Origin of the sequence: Neobacillus rhizophilus (genome assembly GCF_018343535.1) — a bacterium.
In the GTDB taxonomy this organism is placed as follows: domain Bacteria; phylum Bacillota; class Bacilli; order Bacillales; family Cytobacillaceae; genus Neobacillus; species Neobacillus rhizophilus.
Window position 1 is genome coordinate 144,630 of the sequence record NZ_JAGYPF010000006.1, and the last position, 18,034, is coordinate 162,663.

Here is an 18,034-nt window from a genome sequence, read left to right on the forward strand (position 1 = left end):
CGGGGCCATTTGTCATTTGATTGCTTAGATTTGAACTTTTGGTACAAATATTTTTTCGTATTGATAGTCCCCATCCGCTTCATCAATCTTGATGACGGAGGCATTTTCAATCGGCTTGAAATTCAATAAATCCTCAACCGGCGTCTCCGTTAGGAATGCCAGCAACATATGGATAAAGGCGGCGTGCGTGACAATCACAAGATTATCATAGCGCTGCTGCCGCTTGAGGCGGTCAACCACCGTATTCATAAACATGGTCGCACGCAGGTATACATCAGCAAGGGACTCCCCATTTTGAAAACGGAAATAAAATTGGCCCGCCGCTTTATATTCCTTTTTAGCCTCCGGAGTTCGGTTGTTGAAATCATAAAGATTGCCAAGCTCCCATTCTCTCAAAAGAGGATTTTCGAAAAATGGAACCTCCCCCGGCAGCAAGGAATGAATCGCCTGGGCAGTTTGTTTCGTCCGTAAATAAGGGGAACTGTATAGTACGGTCTTTCCATTCACAATTGTCTTCATAAAATCGGCCGTTACGTCGGCCTGCTTGTGGCCAAGCTCTGTCAAACTATGCTGGGAATCGTGCGTGTGCGCCATCACATTCCTGTCGACATTATGCTCTGATTCGCCGTGACGGATAACATAAATATTCAACTATCTCCACCTCTAATTTCTTAGTTTTTTTCTTTTTTGGTCATCTTTTTTATGAGCCGAATCTGGCCCCTATGATTCAATTCATCTTCAAAAACATGAAACCATTTAAAATAGTTATTGGCCGGAAGGTCCCACCAAAATGGAGTCTGCTCAAATAACCATTCGTCCGGCAGGGTTTTAAATTTTTCAACGGTGGCAGCCCGGACTTCTGCTAATTCCGTTAAGTAATAATCAATGGGATAACCTTTGATTTCTTGTGCGGGTCTTCCCAGATCTAGTGCTGGATTTAAACGGGCAACTTCTTCATCGGTTAAATCGTCCCGATTTTCAAAGGTAACGATTTGGTACACTTTTTCAACTGCTGCAAAATGCGCGAGCAGCATACCGATGGAATTGGCATCCTCGTCATAAAGAAAATCCAGCTCCTCGACGGTAAGATCCTTTACTTCTTCAATCGTTGTGGCCCTTGCGTAGTCCATCATTGAAACTAGTTTGCTGAATTCTGGCCCCAGCCCATCCTTTTGATCAATGATTAATATTGAATCCATGTCTTTTATCAAATTCGCATTCCTCCGCTGTCCGAAAAATTCTACTCCCTACTATTCGGCGTTCACCATTCGAAGTCCTGTTTAATTTTCTGAAAAATAAAGAGACACTCCCCGCATCGGGTGTGCCTCTTCCATCTTAAAAATCTATCATGTTAGCTTTTCCTAATTAGAGCACCGCATTATAAGGATCTTCCTCACGTCTTTTCCTTTTTCTCTCCGCGCCAAGGACTTTAAGAGAAAGATAGATGCCTGAACCTGTTAGGAACATCATCGCAATGGCAGTCAGGTCGATCAGCCACTTGACATCGGTATTTCCGATTCGGCCTTCATGAAGTCCCCTGATGATGCCCATAGCGGATGTTTGGCCTATGCCTTCACCGCGGAACCCTCTCGTGAAGTTTCCGTTTCCGTTAAACCTGCCAGCTCCTCCTTGGAATTGGCCGTTTCTGTTCTGCCCCTGCATTTGATTACCATCTTGCCCTTGCATTTGATTTCCGAATTGCCCATTTGTTTGTCCTTGGTTGTTATCGCCTGCTTGGCCATCCATTTGGCGATTAAACCCTCCTTGAGTCTGTCCAGCGCCGTTTGTAAAACCTTGTCTAAATTGACCAGGCTGGAAATTGCCGCGCTCCCCCATCTGGGTCTGTCCGATCAGCCATGGTTCATTCATAAGCAACCCTGTGAGCGACTCCATAAAGATTAACACAGAAGCTATCAAACCAATCCATAAATGCGTTTTTCTCACTTTTTTCATTTATAGTTTTCTCCCTTCAATATGCTTGTACCCATTAGATACCCTCATTATGAAGAGCTTTCCTTAAGATATTCTTAAAAAAATTAAAGAACCCAAATTAATTTTTTTGGGTTCTTGGAAAGACAATTTCAATCAATGTTCCTTTACCAAGCGAGCTGTTTACTTTTACTTTGCCATGGTGCTTGTCGATAATCCATTTAGCGATGGATAAGCCAAGCCCTGTTCCCTCAGCAGATGTCCGAGCTTTATCGCTTTGGAAAAAGCGGTCGAATATTCGCGGGATGTCTTGCTCGGGAATGCCAATCCCGTTATCATTTACGGAAAGGATAACGGAAGAGTGGCTTTGCAGGCAAGAAAGCTGGATTTCTCCGCCTTCATTTGTATACTTCATCGCGTTGTCCAGTAATATAACAATGAGCTGATGGATCCTTTCCTTATCCCCGCAAAAAGCAACAGGCTCAGGGGCGTCTAAATGGATTGATTTTTCTTGATATAAAGCAATGTCTTCAAATTGCAAATGGATTTCTTTTAAAAGCTCATCGATTTGGAACTCTTGCTTCTTCATTTCCAGTTGATTGGAGTCCGATCTCGCCAGCGTCAATAAATTGGTCACCAGCTTGGAAAGCCTGCGTGATTCCTTCGAAATAGTGGAGATATCGTGAATTTTATCCTGGATGGTAGCCTTTGGATTCCGGAACAGCACATCGGTTTTAGCCTGGATGACTGCCAACGGCGTCCGCAGCTCATGAGAGGCATCCGAGACAAATTCCTGCTGTTTATCCCAAGCCTTCTTAATCGGGACAAGAGCCCTGCCAGCCAGGAAATACCCGGAAGCCAGCGCGCAAACGACACCAATACCACAGCCGATTAAGATAATTAATAACAGCCTATTTAATAATTCTTTTTCCGAATTGACGTTGCGAATGAATTGCACGGTGATTTTTCCGGCAGTCGTATTCACTTCAAAAGCGATATATCGGTAAGAAAATCCTCCTGCCTCCACATCCTGCAAGGAATTTAATTTTTTCGGGCGGATCTGCTCCTCTTTACCTGTAAATAACTCGGTTTCACGGCCTTGTTCCCCGAGCAGCTGTTTATCTTCCCCTTGCCATAACAAGGTCATAATCCTTGGATCTCGCCTCATGAACCTAGGACCGGGAGCGCCATGATCATCATCGTCGTCCGGCTGCTGTTGAAAATGGGCTGCAGATTCCAGTAACGACCGGTTTACGTCCTGATATAATCGATGGTCCATGTAAAAATAAATAATGCTTCCAAGAATGCTGATTAAGACGATGAAAACCAGCGAATTTAACAAAGTGAGCCTAATATGTGTACGTCGAAACATATGCTGCCCTTATTCTTCGTTCAGCATATAGCCGACACCGCGAATGGTTTTTATATCCGCATGATAGCCATGGGGTTCTAATTTTTTCCGAAGATGATGCATAAACACCTCAACAATGGCGATGGTAGTATCTGAATCGAAGCCCCAGACTCGATCGTAGATTTGTTCTTTTGTTAAAATCGCTCCCTTGTTCTGGATGAGAAATTCAAGCAGCTCGTATTGCTTGGCCGTGAGCTTAATGGGTTTGCCGTCCACCACAATATCCCGTTCCCGGCCCAGTAATTCAATTCCCCGGTATTGAATGGTTTGGTTGGTCGTTAAGCTCCCGCTTCGTCTTAATAGGGCACGGATCCGCGCCTTTAATTCCGCTGCTTGGAACGGCTTCACTAAGTAATCGTCCCCGCCGCTGTCTAGTCCTTTTACGCGGTCCTCCAAGGAGTCCCGTGCCGTTAGAAAAAGAACTGGGATTTTTAGGCCTTCCCTACGAATGGTTTGCAGCACTTCAAAACCATCGATTTCTGGAATCATCACATCGAGTACAATCGCGTCATGTATATTTTGCATCGCCAAAAACAAGGCATCTTCCCCGTTTGATGCCTGATCCACTTCAAATTCATCGGATAATAGCTGGACAATGGATTCCAGCAAGGAGAGATTATCCTCTACCACTAATAAACGCATAAATGAACGCTCCCAAAATATTTATTAAAATTATTATATAGGAAACAAAGCGGCCGCAAAAGAAAGGCCGCTTAAATCCATACTTTTATTCGTACCTTAAGGCTTGAATAGGGTTTAGTTTTGACGCTTTATTGGCCGGGAACACTCCGAAGATGACACCAACCACCAGCGAGAAAAGGAACGAACCAATCATCACTGAAGAGGTGAATGACACTGTTAAACTAAACAGTGATGACAGCATTTTTCCTAATCCTACTCCAGCAAGGATCCCAATCAATCCCCCGACACCGCTCAACACAACCGCCTCAATCAGAAATTGCAAAAGTACATCACGCCGTTTGGCGCCAATCGCCTTGCGGATCCCGATTTCCTTCGTCCGTTCTGAAACCGAGACGAGCATGATATTCATGATTCCAATCCCGCCAACAAGCAGAGAAATTCCGGCGATTCCGCCCAACATCATCGTCATCGTATTCGTTACGGAGCTCATCGTATCCATCAAATCCTTTTGGTTAGTGACGCTGTACGAATCGCTTTTGTTTGGATACATGCCAGCAAGCGCCAGTTTCACTTCATTCATGACCACATCCATTTGGTCCTCGCTTTTTCCTTGCAAGTAGACCTGGTTAATGGTTGTGCTTTTCACTAATCGCTGACCAGTGCTAAGCGGAACGATAATGGTGTTGTCGCCGCCCTGTCCCATTGAACTTCCTTTTGATGCGAGCACCCCGACAACTTTAAAAGAAGTTCCTTCTATCTGAATGTATTGCCCGACTGGGTTTTCCGCTCCAAATAAGGTGGAAGCTGTTTCCGAGCCGATCACAGCAATTTTTTGCCGATATTCAATATCAAGGTCGGTGATAAAACGTCCTTGCTTAACCTTTGTGTCTCGCACATCCGAATAAGCGGCATTAGTCCCCGTCACGGATACCTGCGAAGCGGTTTTATCCTTTTTCACATTGACACGGCCCGAAACAACAGGAGAAATGGCTTTGACACCATTCAATTTACTAAGTTCGTTGATTTTATCTTCCGTTAAAGCTAAATCCGTTCCAAACGTATTGATGGTTAACAGGTTTGTACCAAGCTGATTAATCCTGCTGGTTACATTCTGGGCCGAACCTTGAGCAATCGACACAAGCACAATCACCGAGGATACCCCGATAATCATCCCCAGCATGGTGAGGGCCGATCTGAGCTTATTGCTTTGGATACTGCGAAGTGCCATTTTAATAGATTGCCATATTCCCAATCAGCTCACCCCCATTTTCCAATAGCTGTCCATCCTGGATGCTGACCATTCGCCCTGCCTGCTTCGCGATCGCCAAATCGTGTGTAATCAAAATTATGGTATGGCCTAATTCGTTAAGTTCTTTCATTAAGCTAAGAATTTCCTTACTTGTCTTGCTGTCAAGGGCACCAGTTGGCTCATCGGCAAGAAGTATGGAAGGATTTCCGGCCAATGCTCTGGCAATTGCAACCCGCTGCTGCTGACCGCCGGATAGCTGGGTAGGCAGGTGCCCGGCCCGTTCCTTCAAACCAACCTTGCTTAGGCTTTCCATTGCTCTTGCTTTCCGTTCCTTTGCCGGAACACCTGCATACAACAAGGGCAGTTCCACATTTTCAAGCGCCGTTAATTTGGTCAACAGGTTAAAGTTTTGAAAAATAAAGCCGATTTTTTGATTGCGGATTACCGCCAACTGATTATCATTCATCTTGCCAATATCCTTGCCGTCCAACAAGTATTTTCCGGACTGGGGACGGTCAAGACAGCCGACCATGTTCATCAAGGTTGACTTTCCCGAACCAGACGGGCCAATGATCGCTAGAAATTCCCCTTTTTCAATTTTGATAGATACATTATTTAAGGCGTGAACTGTTTCGCCGCCAAGCTTATAGGTTTTCATTAGGTTGGTGATTTGAATGATAGGTTGACCCATTACTGACTGCTCCCTTCTGAGGCCGTAAAATTACGGAACGGAACCATTTGCTTGCTCATTAGTTCCCGCTCCTTTCTCCGCCGGACCGCCATTGTCCACCTCCGTTGCGATTAAATCCGCCCATGCCGCCCATGCCTGCTCCAAATCCGCCTTGCATCATTCCGCGGGTATTCGTGGTAGACGAGCTGTCTGTCGCTAATTGAGGTAACTGAAGGATATCACCTTCTGAAACACCTTCTGTGATTTCTACGTAATCTTCATTTGCTAACCCTGTTTTTACCGTTTTTTGTTCTGATTGACCGTTAGAGTTATTTGAAGCAACGATGACATATTTTTCACCATTTGCTGTATGGACCGCATCAAGTGGAACATAGAGGGCATCCTCTTTACTTGCAGTCAGAATACTTGCCTCTGTGCTCATGCCAACCTTCAGGTTATCGATTTGATCAAAATGGATGGTGACATCGAATGTGGACACACCATTGGATGATGTCCCTTCATTAGCCACCGCCGATACTTTTCCTGTGAAAGTTTGATCAGGCAACGCATTTACCTTTATGTTTACCGCTTGTCCTACTTGAATCTTGGTTATATCCAGCTCATCGACCTGTACGACAGTTTGTAAGTCTTTATAGTTCGTTAAGTGGGCAACAACCTGTCCTTGTGTAACCCGATCACCTGCAGCAACAGAAAAAGAAGTGATCATACCATCTGCAGGTGCCGTGACAGGGTCGCTTCCATCCGTATAGGTGATTAATTCTTCACCTGCTTTTACTTCCTCACCGGGAGACCACAATACTTCATCGATTATTTTATTGTTTTCGTTTGACTTAATGTCAGTACTTGTCACCGGCTGGACCGCACCCGATCCGCTGATTTTCACTTCTAGCTTACCTTTTTGTACGGTCGCAGTCCGGACTTGCGCCGATGCGGTTTGCGTGGCATTTTTGGAGTTATACCACTGATAACCGACATACCCCACAATAAGCACACTAACTGCAATAAGGATCCATTTTTTCATCTTTGCTTACTCCTTTTCATATCCGGTAGAGCCCAGCCGGAAACATATTTTTGGATAAGCCTATTATCAGGTCCCTTCCTTAACTTTTCCTTAAATAAAAAAAGACTTGAGCCGCGCTGGGTACAAGTCTTTCATTTTCTATTATTCTATTTAGCGTCGTCTGTAAACATCGTTTTGGATTTTTTGATAAAGATGATTGAGAATACAGCGATAACCGCCAAGTATCCTTCAATGATCCACAGATTAGTAATCTTGCCGACTTGAGCAAATATGATTGGAAAGTCTACTCCTGCATGGATGAGAACTGCCAAAATTACATATGAAAATTTCTTTTTTGTAACACCCAATAAAACTAATAAACTAAAAGCCATTTGCATAAAGACTGCTAAGAAACGTTCAAGGATGGCAAAGTAATAAAAGTCTATTCCTTGACTTAGAATACCCTCTTTAATGGCTGCCACCTGGTCGCTTGGCAGCTGAACCATTGAGCTTTCAAACGTTCCGGCATTGAGCATAAAGGAAAAAACCAAAGCCTGACCGCAAACCACCAGCATAAGGAGAATTGCCTCAATGCCTCCCCAGCCAATTCCAAACGAAATACCGCCTTTATAGTCATGGAATTTTTTCAAAAGCCATGTAAATAATATGAATCTACCTAATTCTTCAAAAAGCCCTGCCGCCAAGGCGCCGTATGTTCCCCATGCCAAAGGATGGTCGGCGTAATTTGGGAAGCTTGTGATTACGACCACATGCAAAATCTTCTCGAGCACTTGGGTGAACACAATAAAACCAACTGCCCCTAAAATTACAGGCTTTGCAGACACCCCAGTTCTCTTTCTATAAAACAAAATCAATCCAATAAATAATACAAACGAAAAGATAATTGGAACAAACATCGCAATAATCTTTGCCGTACTTACCATTTCAATCTCCCCTTTGAACCCTCTGTTTTTATTATTATCATTCTCGATAATGATAATAATATCTTTTCTAATATCTGTCAATTGCTTTTTAAAAAATTTCTTTTATCGGGCTCTTCCCTATCAAGCTATGAAAAAATCAGGCAAAAGAATGAAGGTGCGGCATATGATAATAACATTCCTATTAATGGTTTATGAGGCATGCTTTCGATATAGGACAAAAGATTCAGCTGCCGAGGGGAGGTTTTCTCTTGCGAAAAACATGGCTGTTAGGGTTCGGATTTTTCAGCATTAGTATCGGCTGGTCTTTGTATAACGGCTTTGTCCCGTTCTTTCTGAACGATTATCTGGAAAGCACGGCTTTAATCGGCTTTCTCATGACAATTGATAATTATTTCGCCCTTTTTATACAGCCCTATGTAGGCAGCCTCAGTGACCGGACCCAGACACGCTTCGGAAGGCGCATGCCCTACCTGCTTATCGGCATTCCACTCGCAGCCCTCTTTATCGCGCTAATTCCTTTCCATCATAACCTTTTCACGTTAATCCTTTTCATGGTTGGTATGAACTTATCAATGGCTATTTTCCGCTCACCCACCATTGCCCTGATGCCCGACATTACACCAGAACATCAGCGCACCAAGGCGAACGGGATCATTAATTTCATGGGCGGCCTAGGGGCCATCTTAGCCTTCAGTGTGGGAGCATTTTTGTTTAATCTTCATGAATCCTTGCCATTTCTGCTGGTGGGGATGGTTTTAATCGTTACGTTATGGGTTCTGTTAAAAAATATAAAGGAAAACCGCGATTCTCTACCGGTAACCATGACGATCGCTTCTAAGATAGATTACAAAGGTGAACTGAACGCACCCACGATTTTTTTACTGGCGGCCATTTTCTTTTGGTTTATGGCAATCCAGGGGATGGAAGCGTTGTTTACCTTGTACGGGGTGAAAGAGCTTGGCTTGTCGAGAAGTGATTCTGCCTTCTCGTTAGCGTTCTTTTCATTAAGCTTTGTACTGTCCTCCATTCCAAGCGGGTTTTTTGGCGCTAAATATGGGGAGAAACAGGTGATCTTAATTGGAGTCATCGGGTTATTCTTTGTCTTTCTCTTCTTAAATTGGGTGGACTCCGTGTTTATCTTGAGGTTCTTTCTCGTCGCCGGGGGAATGTTTTGGGCCTGCATCAATATCAATGCTTATCCTTATGTGGTTTCAACAGGTAGTGAACACAGAAACGGGACCCGAACCGGCTTATATTATTTGGTTTCCTCCCTCTCTGCCATCGTATCCCCGCCAGTTTTAGGTCTGCTGATTGACCACTTTGGTTTTAGGATGTTATTCTTTGCAGCTGCGGTAAGTATGCTGTTTGCGTTGGCCTGCATACTTAAAGTTAAAAATCATGAGGCTGTTTCTGATTCGGTTCATTAATGTTTGGCTCTGATAACTGAATGTTGATTTTACTGTGTTTGAAAAATAAACGGAAAAATTCCGTTTAAATTGAGAAATACCCTTATTTCCTTAAAAATAAAGGAAGTTTTTCCGTTTATTTGATCCAAATCTTTGAATTTTGCCTTATTTAGAGCAGTTAATCGGAATTTCTTCGCTTATATTTGCTTGTTAAGCTTCCTCTTAATACATTAGCCGGAAATTCTCCGCCTATGAATTCTCGTACCTATACGAAAATCAACAATGAATATTAACAGATCCAATTTTTATGAAAAGCTTGAACATTTTGTGACAAATGCCAAAATATTATCAACTATTAACACCAGGTGTTAAACATCTCACTGCCCTACGGAAACCCTATTGTTACAATGAGAAGGTGTTAAGGTCCTTCAAATAATAATGAAATGGGGTTTTTTCTTGAATTTCCCACAATTGAAAATAGGTCATATGTTGCCCAAATTTCCTATCTTGCAAGGCGGTATGGGAGTAGGAATTTCTTTAAGTAAGCTGGCATCAGCAGTTGCCAACGCAGGAGGCATTGGAATCATCTCAGGTACAGGGATTACGGTCGAGGATATGAGATTGCATATAAGAAAGGCGAGGGAGAGTATAACGGGCACTGGCTATATTGGTGTTAATGTTCTTTTTGCCATGAATGACTTTGCTGAAAAAATGAAAGCAGCCATTGAAGAAAAGGTTGATTTCATCATATCAGGGGCCGGAATTTCAAGGGATATGTATGCCTGGGGCAAAGAAGAAGGTATTCCCGTCATTTCGATTGTTTCTTCAGCAAGGCTTGCGAAGATGTCTGAACGCCTTGGGGCCTCCGCTGTTGTGGTTGAAGGCTTTGAAGCCGGCGGGCACCTAGGTACCGACAGGCCTTTATTCGAAATCCTGCCAGAAGTAATAGACGCAGTGAAGATTCCCGTCATTGCAGCTGGCGGTATCTTGACAGGAGAGGATCTCGCCCGCGCCTTAAAAATGGGGGCATCAGGAGTCCAAATGGGTACTAGGTTCGTAGCCAGCGAAGAGTGTGACGCACCATCATCATTTAAAGAAAAATATGTTCATGCTCGGCAGGAAGATACGATTTTGCTCAAAACCACAGTTGGCCTCCAGGGACGTATGATTAAAAACCATTTTACCGAACTCATTTCAGATGACAAAAAGGTGAAAATAAAGCAGTGCATTGATTGCCTGAAGAATTGTTCTTATCGTTTTTGCACACTGGATTCGTTGATTACATCCATGAATGGGGATTGTGAGAACGGCCTTGTTTTTGCTGGTGCAAGGGTCCATGAAATCAAGGAAATCCTGCCGGTCAAAACCATTATTAGTAACATTATGAGAGAATACGAAGCTTGTGTTTGAGTGCATGGGGACGGTTCTTCTGCCTCATTTTAAAAATGAGGCAAGAGAACCGTCCCCATGTGTCACACCTGAATCACACCCAAAAAAGCATTCTTCTTATTTTCTATTTCCTCTAAAACCGTGTCATTTTCACGAAGGGTTTCGCGAATGCGTTGGACTATTGCGAGAGCTTCCTGCCCGCTGATTTGTTTGGCGACCCGCTCGAGAAGGACCTTTGTGTCGACTGAAAATCTCCTTGCAAAGCTGTGGCATTTGACAATATTATGGCGGAGGAATTCGAAATATTCGGGTGTGAACGCTCTGCGAATGCAGCCTCTCATCCCCGCGTACCCATACGAAACCTCTGATGCAGCCCGATAAAACAAAATCATCCCATCGGCACGTCTTGACTCCGGATGCAGCCGGAGTTCTGTCACATACGACATTAGTCTTTTTACCACAACTGTTCCCCGCTCGGTTGTTTCCCACCATTCCAGCAGCCGCTGTCGTTCCTCTTCATTCATTTGAGCACCTGGCATTCCCATCCCTCCCTATCACTGGTTCTATTAAAGACGTGGAATGGCCTGAACTTTTTGCACACGTTTCAAAATCACATTCCATTCAGGACCGAAAAGAGCCTTACCGTACCCAATGGCCTCGTTGATTTTTTTAGCAATCTGCCGGTGTAAATGCTGGCCTTGTTCAATCAAATAATAAGTATCCGGTCCCGCCACTTGGGCAACCATCTCAAAATTGGGGCTCAATTGTTTTTCGCTGATCCGAAGCGTATCGAGGTCGAGGACCAGCATTTCTTTTACTAGAGGAATCGCTTCGCCGCCCCTCAATCTGGCAATCGTCCCCCTGACCGCGTCAAAGCCGTACCCGACATCCGCTACAGACGCATGATACGGGTTCAGGCCCGGCGCATTCCGCAGCGAGGGAAGCACTCGAAACCCGGTAGTAATCGAGCAAACCACTTCTTTTGCCGCCATCCCCTGTTCCAAGGCAGCATCAATCGCATCAAGATAACCACTCCACTCAGTACTGCCAACAACCACCATATCACCCCTCACCACAAAATTCCGCTCCTTTAAAGTATTCATAAAACGCGAAGACGGTTCTTTTGTTTCATTTAAGAAAGAAACAAAAGAACCGTCCCCATGTATCATATAACTTTATCTACGAATATTTGGAAAATCAGTCCGATTGTCACTACTCGTAAGATGGGTTTCACATATTTTGGTTTTAGTTTTTCGGCAATGCGGACGCCGATTTGCGCTCCGGAAAGGGAACCAAGCAGCAACGCAATCGTCATCGGCCAAATGACTTTTCCAGTTGAGATATAGGAAATGGCGGCGCCAAAGCAGCTGGAAAAAGTCGCGATCCGCACCAAAGCCACAGCCCGAAGGTAGGCAATATTCAAATAACCGAACAAATAAAGCATCAACGTTCCTTGTCCCGGGCCAAACAGGCCGTCATACAATCCGATTCCGAACAAGCCTGGCACACTGACCTTGTTCATCTTTAACGGTTCCGTGCCGGCGAAATTTCCTTTTCCCTTAAAGGAAGCGATAAAAGCGAAAATAAGCAGAATAATGGCGATGATGTACATATTTTTCCCCGATATATGGGATGCGATGAAGCCGCCGGTGACCCCGCCACCGAGGCTGACAGGAATAATCCAGATGGCTTCCTTTAGGGAAATTTCCTTTTTTCTATAAAGATGGTAAAAGCTCGAAAAAGAACTGACCGTGTTGGATACTTTGTTTGCACCAATAGCCGAGTGGATTGGCAGCCCTAATATCAGCATGGCGGGGAGGCTGATGAGTCCGCCCCCGCCTGCAAGCGTCCCAAGCGTTGTGGCACAGATTCCAATCATGTAAAGCAAGATATATTCCATCCTTTACACCCCCTTGTTACTTCACTACCAGTATATTCCTATCCCCTCGATAAATAAATTTCGCAGTTATTATGAAAAAGGATAAGAATTACTTATGGATTTTGCTATCTGGTAACCCCGCTTGACTCGACCGCATATAGTGTCTTAGTTTAATGCCCATGTTAGGGAGGTACTTTCATGAGAAATTATCCGATATATCCTTACTACAGCAAGGAATCGAAATGCGAGGAGCAGCCGATTTCCTTTCCTCCGCAGCACCAGGACCAGCAGCCGGGACTTGAATACTTAATGAATCCGAGGCCGATTTCAGAAAATCGGGATTACAATGGAAGCGGTAAATTGGCGGGCAGAGTGGCTATTATAACTGGCGGGGACAGCGGGATTGGCCGAGCAGTCGCATATGCTTTTGCCAAGGAAGGTGCAGATATTGTCATCGTTTATCTTTATGAAGAACGGGATGCTGAGGAAACGAAAGCCAGAGTGGAAGAGATTGGAAAGCGTTGTTTGGCCATTCCGGCCGATCTCCGTTATAAAGAAAATTGTCTGGAGGTTGTGAAAAAAACGATTAAGACGTTCGGAAAACTGGATATTTTAGTTAACAACTGTGCGGTACAGTATCCTCAAGAGCAGTTGACGGATATTTCTGAGCAGCAGCTGATTCATACCTTTGCAACGAATATCTTTTCGTATTTTTTTATGACCCAGGCAGCATTGCCACATTTAAAAGATGGCAGCTCGGTTATCAATACCGCCTCTATCACAGCTTATCGCGGCGAAAAAACACTGATTGATTATTCCGCCACAAAAGGGGCCATCGTGTCCTTTACGAGGCCATTCTCGCAATCTATCGTTGACCAGGGGATCCGTGTCAATGCCGTGGCACCGGGTCCGATTTGGACACCGCTCATTCCTTCGTCATTCTCGGCAGAACGGGTTTCGACGTTCGGAACCGACACCCCAATGAAACGTGCCGGCCAGCCTTTCGAACTCGCACCTGCCTATGTCTATCTTGCGAGCGATGACTCGCGATACGTCACTGGGCAAACCTTACATGTTAATGGCGGGGACTTCATTTCCTCATAAGAAATGGCCGAGGTCATTAACAACGTATGAAGTTTTGCGCTTTGAACCTTTGCCGGAACTCTATGAAGCTCTCATAACTACCGATGCTTCACCTTCTCTTCTTGCTCGGGCGTTATGAACCCTCTCATAACTACCGAAGTCTCCTTTTTCTTCTTGCCCGGGTGTTATGAAGCTCTCATAACTACCGAAGCTCCACCTTTTCTTTTGGCTCGGGCGTTATGAACCCTCTCATAACTACCTAAGCCTCCTTTTTCCTTCTCGCCCGGGTGTTATGAAGCTCTCATAACTACCGGAGCTCCACCTTTTCTTTTCGCTCGAGCGTTATGAAGCTCTCATAACTACCGATACCTCCTTTTCCTTCTCGCCCGGGTGTTATGAAGCTCTCATAACTACCGGAACTCCACCTTTTCTTTTGGCTCGGGCGTTATGAACCCTCTCATAACTACCTAAGCCTCCTTTTCCTTCTCGCCCGGGTGTTATGAAGCTCTTATAACTACCAAACCATCTTATTTTCAGTCGGTTTAGTAGAAATAAAAAAAGAGTGTCCACCTCACGTGGACAAATGTCCACGCGTGGTGCCTGACACCCTAAAACACCCTATCCTGCCGCCAAAATCCGCCGCAGCTGTTTCCTTGCCCGGTAAAGCCGAGTTTTGACGGTGGCGGATTTGAGGTTGAGTCTGCTGGCAATTTCAGTTTCTTTTAGTCCGTACTGCATTTTGAGTATCAGTACTTCCCGGAATTCCTTGGAGAGGTTCTCTATTGAGCCCCCGATCTCCTCCTGAAAAAGCCGGATGACGGCTGCCTCCTCTGTACTAGAACCGCTGCTCGATCCGACACAGTGCAGCGGTTCTAGTTCGGCATAGTCCATCGGTGTCCAATGGCGTCTTTTCTCCGACCTAAGAAAGTCAATCGCGGTTCTCGCGGTAATGGCCGAGAGCCATGCTCCTAATTTGCCATTGTCCTCGACCGTGTCCAATTTCCGGTACGCCTTTAAAAAGGATTCTTGGACAATATCCTCTGCCAAAAACTCATCTCTAGTATACTGATAGGCAATATAATATAGCCGTTTTGCGTGTTTGGAATAGACCTCATTAAAATTTACCGCGTTCATTTCTCGCTCCCGCTTATCTAAAATGATTTTTAATAAACTCTGGCACATGCTCCTCATCAAAAAACATAATTTCCTTGAAATTTCCGCCATTATAATACACAACTGCCGCATATTCGTGGCGAGGATTGGATCCGGCCTTTTCCAATACTTGCTCAATTTGGCCTTTATCTGTGATTTTTAATGCATTCTTGCTCTTTTCAATAGCCGATTCTAGGCCTAAATCAGAATCATTAATCTCGGAGAAATCACCCTTTGCTACCACGACATGTGAAATATCAGCAGCGGTTAGCCTCGCCTGCTCCAGCATTTCCCTTTCCTTCAGCCAGTTTGTAAATTTCACATATGTCGGCATATAATCTAAAACAACAGATTGCTCCTTTCCTAAGTTAAATTCTATAAAGGCACCCCCGTTTGTATAATACATATGATCGTCATACGTTTCCGCAAGAACATCCTCTTTTAATAGAGACAGCGCCTGCCTTACGTCCTCCGGCGTGGAAAGAGTGACAACTTTGTTCAAAGGCCCATTTGCCCTGATTTGCAGATATTTTACTTTCTTTTCAGACATCATATAAATCTCTTTTGAAGTCATTTTAAATTCCTTCGATTCGTAAATAGGCTTATAGAAATCTTCATATAGGCGCGTCATGACACGGTATTGGCGGACAACCTTCTGGCCATTTTTCAATTCATAAACGATAAAAAAGTCTCGATCAGCTTTATTATTTTCCTGCTGATTAACTTTTTTATTGGCTAAGATTTGTTTATGCAATTTCAGGACGGCATCTATGTTTTCAGGTTCCTTCATCGGTTTTGGGTCAAAAACATCTCCGTAAAACCCATCATATCTCATATAAAAATTCGGGTTGTCCGTCAGCAGGGCATTCTTAATTTCACTTTGTTCGGGAACTCTATTTTCATAGAATCCAAGCGCCTGGACCCCTAGCACAAACAGGGCCATAGCAGCTAAATAAACAAAAAGGCCCTTAATCCGGGTGAATACCCGCCATGTCTTAAGCAGCACCATCTCAGCCGCAAAGTAGCCAATGCCTGCCCCGATTCCATAGCCAAACAGGGTCCAGCCAAGGTTTTTAAAGGAAACATCGTTAAAATACGACCCTCCCAGCAGCATGAAGCAAAAGGCAGTCCCATATTTAAAGACGGAACGCAATTTCGGAAAGGCGATCGCTTCGGAGGCCGACTCCAGGTTTCTTTTTTTATAAAAAAACAGGGACAGCCCGTACAGGACAAGTGTCATAACGATATACAGCACAGCATCCTTCCATTGAAAAGCTCGGCTTTCAAGAACGGTGACAAAGGTGATCGGTGATAATTTTTCCAACTGGCGGTTTAAGAAAAAGTCACTCGGAAATCCATAAAGCAAGATTTTCAAATTATAGGACAGCAATACGGTAATCCCGATTGGGAAAAATAGAAAAACATACGCCAGTACGGCTTGAACTACCGAGATTCCCGTCATAATTCCAACAAATACGCTTGCTATATACAGGAGCAGCGTAATAACGATGATTGTGCCTGACCAGTAGAGTAAATCATGTATAGTGAACAAGCTGCCGAGGTCATAGGTGAAATGCATGATGTAGACGATTCCTGTTACGATGGCAACCGGCAGGATGAGCAGCACCATTCCTGTCAGGGCGTAATGGTGAAAAATTCGACTCCTTTTTAACGGAAGACTGTGCATGAGGTCCGCTGCTTGTTTGACGTGCAGGAACCGAAACAAAAAGACAGCCAAAATGACAGGGGCAATCGCAATCAGGAAAACCTGAATCTCGTAGTCATATTGATAAAGGTTGTTACGAGACTGATAGTATAAGAAATTATCAGAATCTGAATATAGAATTAATAGAATACGAATCGGAAGGACAAATAGCAACCCTAGCAAATAAATAACGGAAATCCATCCTGTACTCCGGCCCATTTGCAGCATTAGTTCTTTATTAAACAACGACATTTTTGATGGCATAGCCGATATCCCCCATTTCGTAAATAAAGATTTCTTCAAGTGTTAGTGGGAGCAGGTCAAAAATGACGGGATGAGTCTCGATAATTTGCTTTGCTATTGCTGCCTCTTCACCCCTGACGATAAGCAAATGGACACTTCCACGTTTTTCCGCATGAAGCGGCTTTAGTTTATCGAGCAGTCTATCCGGCAAGCCATTCTTATATGCAACTTGGACTTTGTGGACATTGGACTTTAGATCATCCAGCTCTTTCTCGATTAATAGTGTCCCTTTGTGAAGGATACCGATATGGTCGCAAATGTCCTCAATTTCCCGAAGGTTGTGGGACGAAACGAGAATCGTCATTTCCCTCTCCGCAACATCTTGAATCAGCAGATTTTTCACCTTTTTTCGAACAACCGGGTCAAGGCCATCCATTGGTTCATCAAGGATGAGAATGTCCGGTTTTGCCGCCAGGGCCATGATAAAGGCAATCTGCCGCTGCCAGCCTTTGGAAAAGGATTGAATTTTCTTATTTACATCCACCTCAAACGCCTGAGCCAAATTCTTAAAGCGTTCCTCATCCCAACTCGGATAGCAGTTACGGTAAAAACGGGCCATTTGCCTCGTGGTATATTGCGGGAAAACGTATGGATGATCTGGTATAAAAACAAGTTTTTCTTTGAGGTGAACGTTTTCAAAAACGGGCTGCCCGTCAATCGTGACTTCCCCTTGATCCTGTCGGTAAATACTCGCGAGCAGCTTGATAATTGTTGTCTTTCCTGCTCCGTTTGATCCGATTAATCCATATATTGAACCCGTTTGAATGGTCAGGTTGACGTTTTCAATGGCTGTGTATCGATCAAATTTTTTCGTTACGTTTTTAAATTCAATCATGGCTGTCAGGCTCCCCCCTTTGAAGCATCAAGGTCTTGAATGAGACTGATCAGTTCTTGGGCAGGAATCCCGAGGTATAAGGCCTCCAAGATTAATTTCTCCAGTTCCTTCTTCATTTCCACAATCTTCTCCTTGTCAATAGCTTTTTGGTTAGGATTGACAAAGCTTCCCTTTCCTTTGACAGAATAAATAAACCCCTGCGTTTCAAGCTCTCGATATGCCTTTTGAATCGTATTTGGGTTGATGGAAAGCTCAGTTGCAAGCTGCCGGACCGATGGAAGCTGTTCATCAGTCTTGAGCAGCTCATTCATAATCAGTTCCTTCATTTTGTCCACCAGCTGTTCGTATATCGGCTTTCGGCTCCTCATATCCAGCTCAAACATAACTGGGTGCCCCCAATCTGTATTAACTGTACT

19 protein-coding genes are annotated in these 18,034 nt (G+C 44.2%); 3 read left to right on the forward strand and 16 right to left on the reverse strand.

Going from position 1 to position 18,034, the window contains the following annotated elements; genetic code table 11:
* Positions 1-24: 24 nt before the first annotated feature.
* The 9 genes from KHA99_RS27985 to KHA99_RS28025 all read right to left on the reverse strand — a co-directional run bounded on the left by KHA99_RS27985 (position 25) and on the right by KHA99_RS28025 (position 7,866).
* A complete protein-coding gene (locus tag KHA99_RS27985; protein ID WP_213120798.1) occupies positions 25-651 on the reverse strand; it encodes a histidine phosphatase family protein in 627 nt (208 codons plus the stop codon).
* Between the two features lie 20 nt (positions 652-671).
* Positions 672-1,199 carry a DinB family protein gene (locus KHA99_RS27990; RefSeq protein ID WP_249366997.1) on the reverse strand — a complete coding sequence of 176 codons (528 nt, stop codon included), beginning with the start codon at positions 1,197-1,199 and terminating at the stop codon, positions 672-674.
* A 166-nt stretch (positions 1,200-1,365) separates the two neighbouring features.
* Positions 1,366-1,953 (reverse strand): PepSY-associated TM helix domain-containing protein, encoded by a 588-nt coding sequence (locus KHA99_RS27995; protein WP_213120799.1) that lies wholly within the window; start codon positions 1,951-1,953, stop codon positions 1,366-1,368.
* Between the two features lie 97 nt (positions 1,954-2,050).
* Positions 2,051-3,301: a sensor histidine kinase gene (locus KHA99_RS28000; RefSeq protein ID WP_213120800.1), complete on the reverse strand. Its 1,251-nt coding sequence runs from the start codon at positions 3,299-3,301 to the stop codon at positions 2,051-2,053.
* A 9-nt stretch (positions 3,302-3,310) separates the two neighbouring features.
* Entirely contained in the window at positions 3,311-3,982 is a 672-nt protein-coding gene (locus KHA99_RS28005; protein WP_213120801.1) for a response regulator transcription factor, read from the reverse strand.
* 85 nt (positions 3,983-4,067) lie between these two features.
* The gene (locus KHA99_RS28010) at positions 4,068-5,234 is read right to left on the reverse strand and encodes an ABC transporter permease (protein ID WP_213120802.1); all 1,167 of its coding nucleotides are present in this window, start codon (positions 5,232-5,234) and stop codon (positions 4,068-4,070) included.
* Entirely contained in the window at positions 5,212-5,922 is a 711-nt protein-coding gene (locus KHA99_RS28015) for an ABC transporter ATP-binding protein (RefSeq protein WP_249366988.1), read from the reverse strand. The genes KHA99_RS28010 and KHA99_RS28015 overlap by 23 nt, the downstream gene beginning before the upstream one ends.
* Before the next feature lie 58 nt (positions 5,923-5,980).
* Entirely contained in the window at positions 5,981-6,943 is a 963-nt protein-coding gene (locus tag KHA99_RS28020) for an efflux RND transporter periplasmic adaptor subunit (protein ID WP_213120803.1), read from the reverse strand.
* A 146-nt stretch (positions 6,944-7,089) separates the two neighbouring features.
* Positions 7,090-7,866, reverse strand: coding sequence for a YhfC family intramembrane metalloprotease (locus KHA99_RS28025; protein ID WP_213120804.1), 777 nt, complete (start codon positions 7,864-7,866; stop codon positions 7,090-7,092).
* A 248-nt stretch (positions 7,867-8,114) separates the two neighbouring features.
* Between KHA99_RS28025 and KHA99_RS28030 the strand changes: the two genes are divergently transcribed.
* Together KHA99_RS28030 and KHA99_RS28035 are read left to right on the forward strand one after the other, a co-directional pair.
* A complete protein-coding gene (locus KHA99_RS28030) occupies positions 8,115-9,293 on the forward strand; it encodes an SLC45 family MFS transporter (RefSeq protein ID WP_213120805.1) in 1,179 nt (392 codons plus the stop codon).
* Positions 9,294-9,710: 417 nt separating this feature from the next.
* Positions 9,711-10,682 (forward strand): NAD(P)H-dependent flavin oxidoreductase, encoded by a 972-nt coding sequence (locus KHA99_RS28035; RefSeq protein WP_213120806.1) that lies wholly within the window; start codon positions 9,711-9,713, stop codon positions 10,680-10,682.
* A 62-nt stretch (positions 10,683-10,744) separates the two neighbouring features.
* On the opposite strand, the gene KHA99_RS28040 is transcribed toward KHA99_RS28035, so the two are convergent.
* From KHA99_RS28040 to KHA99_RS28050, 3 genes are all read right to left on the reverse strand, one after another.
* Positions 10,745-11,200, reverse strand: coding sequence for a hypothetical protein (locus KHA99_RS28040; protein WP_249366989.1), 456 nt, complete (start codon positions 11,198-11,200; stop codon positions 10,745-10,747).
* A gap of 27 nt (positions 11,201-11,227) precedes the next feature.
* On the reverse strand, positions 11,228-11,737 hold the full coding sequence (locus KHA99_RS28045) for a hypothetical protein (RefSeq protein ID WP_307852206.1): 510 nt from the start codon (positions 11,735-11,737) through the stop codon (positions 11,228-11,230).
* 89 nt (positions 11,738-11,826) lie between these two features.
* Positions 11,827-12,561 carry a sulfite exporter TauE/SafE family protein gene (locus KHA99_RS28050; RefSeq protein WP_213120808.1) on the reverse strand — a complete coding sequence of 245 codons (735 nt, stop codon included), beginning with the start codon at positions 12,559-12,561 and terminating at the stop codon, positions 11,827-11,829.
* Positions 12,562-12,738: 177 nt separating this feature from the next.
* Here KHA99_RS28050 and KHA99_RS28055 point away from each other — a divergent pair, with 177 nt between their 5' ends.
* Entirely contained in the window at positions 12,739-13,644 is a 906-nt protein-coding gene (locus tag KHA99_RS28055; RefSeq protein WP_213120809.1) for an SDR family oxidoreductase, read from the forward strand.
* A 597-nt stretch (positions 13,645-14,241) separates the two neighbouring features.
* Here the strand turns inward: KHA99_RS28055 and KHA99_RS28060 are convergent.
* From KHA99_RS28060 to KHA99_RS28075, 4 genes are read right to left on the reverse strand one after another with little or no spacing between them, the layout of a single operon-like run.
* The gene (locus KHA99_RS28060; protein WP_213120810.1) at positions 14,242-14,757 is read right to left on the reverse strand and encodes an RNA polymerase sigma factor; all 516 of its coding nucleotides are present in this window, start codon (positions 14,755-14,757) and stop codon (positions 14,242-14,244) included.
* 13 nt (positions 14,758-14,770) lie between these two features.
* Positions 14,771-16,744 carry a DUF6449 domain-containing protein gene (locus KHA99_RS28065; protein WP_213120811.1) on the reverse strand — a complete coding sequence of 658 codons (1,974 nt, stop codon included), beginning with the start codon at positions 16,742-16,744 and terminating at the stop codon, positions 14,771-14,773.
* Positions 16,719-17,618, reverse strand: coding sequence for an ABC transporter ATP-binding protein (locus KHA99_RS28070; RefSeq protein WP_213120812.1), 900 nt, complete (start codon positions 17,616-17,618; stop codon positions 16,719-16,721). The genes KHA99_RS28065 and KHA99_RS28070 overlap by 26 nt, the downstream gene beginning before the upstream one ends.
* A 5-nt stretch (positions 17,619-17,623) precedes the next feature.
* A complete protein-coding gene (locus KHA99_RS28075; protein WP_213120813.1) occupies positions 17,624-18,001 on the reverse strand; it encodes a GntR family transcriptional regulator in 378 nt (125 codons plus the stop codon).
* Positions 18,002-18,034 lie beyond the last annotated feature (33 nt).